At 69.3% G+C, this 4,727-nt stretch carries 3 protein-coding genes; all 3 read right to left on the minus strand.

The features are described from left to right. Positions 1 to 14 precede the first annotated feature (14 nt). A complete protein-coding gene (gene fadJ, locus D7V93_RS38270; RefSeq protein WP_120648017.1) occupies positions 15 to 2,252 on the minus strand; it encodes a fatty acid oxidation complex subunit alpha FadJ in 2,238 nt (745 codons plus the stop codon). Continuing rightward, entirely contained in the window at positions 2,252 to 3,553 is a 1,302-nt protein-coding gene (fadI, locus tag D7V93_RS38275) for an acetyl-CoA C-acyltransferase FadI (protein ID WP_120648018.1), read from the minus strand. The genes fadJ and fadI overlap by 1 nt, the downstream gene beginning before the upstream one ends. Positions 3,554 to 3,692: 139 nt before the next feature. Then, a partial coding sequence (hemE, locus tag D7V93_RS38280) for a uroporphyrinogen decarboxylase (RefSeq protein ID WP_244237752.1) occupies positions 3,693 to 4,727 on the minus strand: 1,035 nt, incomplete at its 5' end.

Raw genomic sequence — 4,727 nt, forward strand, 5'->3', positions numbered from 1 at the left:
GGCCCGTCACGACCTCAGGCCTCGTAGAAGCCCTTGCCGGCCTTCACCTTCTCCAGCAGCAGGGGCGCGGGCGTGAAGCGCTCGCCGTACTTGTCCTGGTAGTGCTCCAGCTTGCGCAGCAGGTTGGCCGGACCCAGGCTGTCCGCGTAGCGCAGCGGGCCGCCCAGGAACGGCGGGAAGCCCAGGCCGAAGATGGCGCCCACGTCGCCGTCGCGGGGGCTTCGCAGGATGCCCTCGCCCAGGCAGCGGATGGCCTCGTTCACCATCTGCAGCGCGCAGCGCTCCGCCATCTCCGTGGGGTCCATCGTCTTGCGGTCCTTGCCGTGCGGCAGGAGCAGGTAGACGGCGGGGTCCACGTCCTGCTTCTTCCCGTTCTCGTACAGGTAGAAGCCCTTCTGCGTCTTGCGACCCAGCCGGCCCTCGGACACCACACCCTCCAGCGCCTTGGGCGCGGCCATCCGCTTGCCGAACGCGGCCTCCATGATGGGCCCCACCTTCTGGGCCACGTCGATGCCCACCTCGTCCAGCAGGGTGATGGGCCCCACCGGGAAGCCGAAGTCCACGAGCGCCTTGTCCAGCTGGACGATGTCCGCCCCTTCCGCCAGCAGGTACGCCGCCTCGTTCATGTACGGCGCCAGCACGCGCGACGTGTAGAAGCCCGGCCCGTCGTTGACGACGATGACCGTCTTGCCCTGCTTGCGGCCCACGTCCACGCAGGTGGCCGTCACCCACTCCGCGGTGCCCGGGTGGGTGATGATCTCCAGCAGCGGCATCTTGTGGACCGGGCTGAAGTAATGCATCCCAATCACTTGCGAGGGCCGCTTGCTGCCCTTCGCCAGCTCGCCAATGGGGAGGCTGGAGGTGTTGGACGCGAAGATGGTGTCCGCGCCGGTGACGGCCTCCACCTCCGCGATGACCTGGTGCTTGAGCTTCAGGTCCTCGAACACCGCCTCGATGACCAGGTCCACCGACTTGAAGCCGCTGTAGTCCGTGGCCGCGGTGATGTTCGACAGCTTCGCGGACGCCTCGCGGTGGGTGAGCGAGCGGCGCTTCACGCGCTCGTCCAGCACGGTCTGCACCTGCTTGAGCGCGCGGCCCGCGCCCGCGTCGTCCCGGTCCTTCACGCGCACCGGCACGCCCTGGAGCACGCCCGCCACGTAGGCGATGCCGCCGCCCATCAGGCCGCCGCCCAGCACGCCCACCTTCTTCACCTCGCGCGGCTTCACGCTGGGGTTGGCGGTGCCGTTCTCCTTCTTCAGCGCCGTCGTGGCGAAGAAGATCTCCACCAGCCGCCGCGACACGTCCGTGAACACCAGCTCACCGAACGCCTTCGCCTCGGCCTCCAGGCCCGCCTTGCGCCCGGACTCCAGGCCCACGCGAATCACTTGCAGCGCCTTCTCCTGCGCGGGGTACTTGCCGCGCGTCTTCTTCAGGAGCGCCTTCTTCGCCTGGTCGAAGAGCACCTTGCGGCCAATCGGGTTGTCCTCCAGCGCGGCCTCCGCCCACAGGTCCTTGCTGATGAGGCCCTGGAAGAAGCCCGCCAGGCCCTTCGTCTTGCCGCTCTGTGCCACCGCCTTGAAGCCCTGGTGCGCGCGCTCCACCTTGAGCGTGCCCTCCGCCAGCTCCGCCGCGCGCCGCACCGCGAGCGCCTTCAGCATGGGCACGGGGACGACCTCGTCCACGACGCCCAGCTTCTTCGCCTTGGACGCCTTCACGTTCTTGCCGGTGAGGATGAGGTCCAACGCCGCCTGCGCGCCGATGAGCGCGGGCAGCCGCTGCGTGCCGCCCGCGCCGGGGATGAGGCCCAGCTGCGTCTCCGGCAGGCCCAGGCTCGTCTTGGGGCTGTCGGTGGCGATGCGGTAGTGGCACGCGAGCGCCCACTCCAGGCCGCCGCCCAGGCACGCGCCGTGGATGGCCGCGACCACGGGCTTGGGGAAGGCTTCCAGCCGGTCGAACTGCGCGTGCGCCGTGCGGCTGATGGCCACGACTTCATCCGCGGACTTGATGGTCTGGAGGAAGTCGATGTTCGCGCCAGCGACGAAGTTGTCCTTCTTGCCGGAGATGAACACCACGGCCTTCACGTCCAGGGCCCGCTCCGCCTGCTCCAGGAGCTGGGTGAACGCGGTGCCCACTTCCGGGGACAGCGTGTTCACCGGCGCGCCCGGCTGGTCCACGGTGATGACCGCGACGCCGTCCGTGACGTCGTAGCTCAAGCCCTGCTTCGCCTCGACCTCTTCATGCTTGGTCGCCATCACGCACGCTCCAGGATGACCGCGGCGCCCAGTCCGCCCGCGGCGCAGACGGTGCACAGCACCGTGTTCTTGTTCCGACGCTTCAGCTCGTTCAGGGCCTGCGTGACGATGCGCGCCCCGGTGGCGCCAAACGGATGGCCAATGGAGATGGAGCCGCCCGTCACGTTCAGCCGCGAGCGGTCCACCTCGCCCACCGGACCGCTGAAGCCCGCCTTCTTCGCGAACTCCTTCGACGCCAGCGCTTGGATGTTGCTCGCCACCTGCGCGGCGAAGGCCTCGTGCATCTCCACGAGGTCGATGTCCGAGAGCTTCATCCCCGCGCGCTTGAGCGCCACGGGCGCCGCGTACGCCGGGCCCTGGAGGAGCTGGTCGCCGGGGTCCGTGGCCGCGAACGCGTGCGAGCGCAGGAAGCCCAGCGGCTCGTAGCCCAGCGCCTTCGCCTTCTCCTCGCTCATCAGGATGAGCGCCGCGGCGCCGTCCGTGAGCGGGGACGCGTTGCCGGCGGTGACGCTGCCATAGCGGCGGTCGAACACCGGCTTGAGCTTGGAGAGCGCCTCCAGGCTGGTGTCCTCGCGCACGATGTTGTCCTTCGTGGCGGACTGCTCGTACTTGGGCGGCACGAGGACGTGCATCACCTCGTCGTCGAAGCGGCCTTCCTTCCACGCCTTCGCCGCGTTCTGGTGCGAGTTGAAGGCGATGAGGTCCTGCTCCTCGCGGCTGATGCCGTTCTCCTTGGCCATCTTCTCCGCGCTCTCGCCCATCGTCTCGCCGGTGGAGTACTCGGCGATGGCGGGGGGCACGGGCAGCAGGTCCTTGCCCTTGAGCTTCTGGAAGGGCTTGAGCTTGTCCGGCAGGCTCTTGCCCTTGGACGACGCGATGAGCGCGTGCGCCAGCGGGCGGCTCGTGAAGATGGGCGCGTCCGACATGGACTCGGTGCCGCCCGCGATGATGACGTCCGCGTCACCCAGCGCGATGGCGTTCGCCCCCGCCACCAGCGCCTGGATGGACGTGGCGCAGGCGCGCGACACCGTGAAGGCGTCGATGCGCTTGGGCAGGCCCGCCGCCAGCACCACCTCGCGCGCGATGGACGGCGCCGTCAGCGTGGGGATGACCTGGCCGAAGACGACCTGGTTGATTTCGTTCGGATCCAGGTCGGTGCGCTGCACCAGCTCCTGGACCACCATGCGGCCCAGGTCCAGCGCCGTCAGTCCCGCGAAGACGGTGCCCGCCTTCGCGAACGGCGTCCGCAATCCGCGAACGATGGCCACCCGACGGTGGCCGTTGCGCTTCTCGCTTGCCATGTGTGCCTCACCCTCTGTGCGACGAGTGAGGCGCTTCTAACGACCGACGATGCGCCGCGTCAATGCCGGATTGATTCAAGAGTCAACTGCCGGGCAGGCAGGCGGGCGGGGGTACGGGCCCGCCCACAAAGACCTTCCTTCAGCGAAGGGCGACGCCCTGACGGAGGGCGGTGCCGTGGCGGTGCACGGCGTCCACGAGGAACTTCGCGGCGTCCGGGTCGCTGGGCGGCAGGATGCCGTGGCCCAGGTTGAAGATGTGCCCGATGGGGCCCGCGCGGCCGAGGATGTCCTTCACGCGGGCATCCAGCTCCTCGCGGGGGAGGAAGAGGTGCAGCGGGTCCAGGTTGCCCTGCGTGGCGACGTCCGGCCCGAGGATGCGCCGTCCCTCGTCCACGTTCACGCGCCAGTCCAGGCCGATGACGTCCGCGCCGGTGCGCTTCAAGAGCGGCAGGTGCGGCGTCATGTTGGTGCCGAAGAGGATGACGGGCACGCCGGTGGCCTTGAGCTCCGTCACCATGCGGGTGAGGTACGGCAGGCTGAAGCGCTCGAAGTCGTAGGGGGACAGCTCACCGCCCCACGAGTCGAAGATCTGCACGATGCTGGCGCCGGCCTCCACCTGCATCTTGAGGTACGGGATGAGGGTGTCGGTGAGCTTCTGGAAGAGGCGGTGCGCCAGCTCCGGCTGCTCGAAGAGCAGGCGCTTGATGACGATGTAGCTCTTGGAGCCGCCGCCCTCGACCATGTACGCGGCCAGGGTGAAGGGCGCGCCCGCGAAGCCGATGACGGGCACGGAGTCGTTGAGGGCCTTGCGCGTGCGGCGGATGGCCTCGGCGACGAAGCCGGTGCCTTCGACGGGGTCCGGGACGCCCAGCTTGTCGATGTCCGCGGCGGTGCGCAGGGGGGTGGGGAAGTGCGGCCCCTTGTCCCCGAGCTCCAGGTGGATGCCCATGGCCTCCACGGGGATGAGGATGTCGGAGAAGATGATGGCCGCGTCCACGCCCAGCCGGGTGACGGGCTGCACGGTGACTTCCGCGGCCAGGTCCGGGTTCTTGCAGAGGTCCAGGAACGCGATGTTGCCGCGGATGGCGCGGTACTCGGGCAGGTAGCGGCCCGCCTGCCGCATCAGCCACACGGGGGTGGTGTCGGTGGGCTGGCGGCGCGCCGTGCGCAGGAG

This window comes from Corallococcus llansteffanensis (assembly GCF_003612055.1).
GTDB classification, from domain to species: domain Bacteria; phylum Myxococcota; class Myxococcia; order Myxococcales; family Myxococcaceae; genus Corallococcus; species Corallococcus llansteffanensis.

Coding starts and splice junctions, on each gene's coding strand:
- fadJ (WP_120648017.1), bottom strand. CDS start 2,252: ATGGCGACCAAGCATGAAGAGGTCGAGGCGAAGCAGGGCTTGAGCTAC.
- fadI (WP_120648018.1), bottom strand. CDS start 3,553: ATGGCAAGCGAGAAGCGCAACGGCCACCGTCGGGTGGCCATCGTTCGC.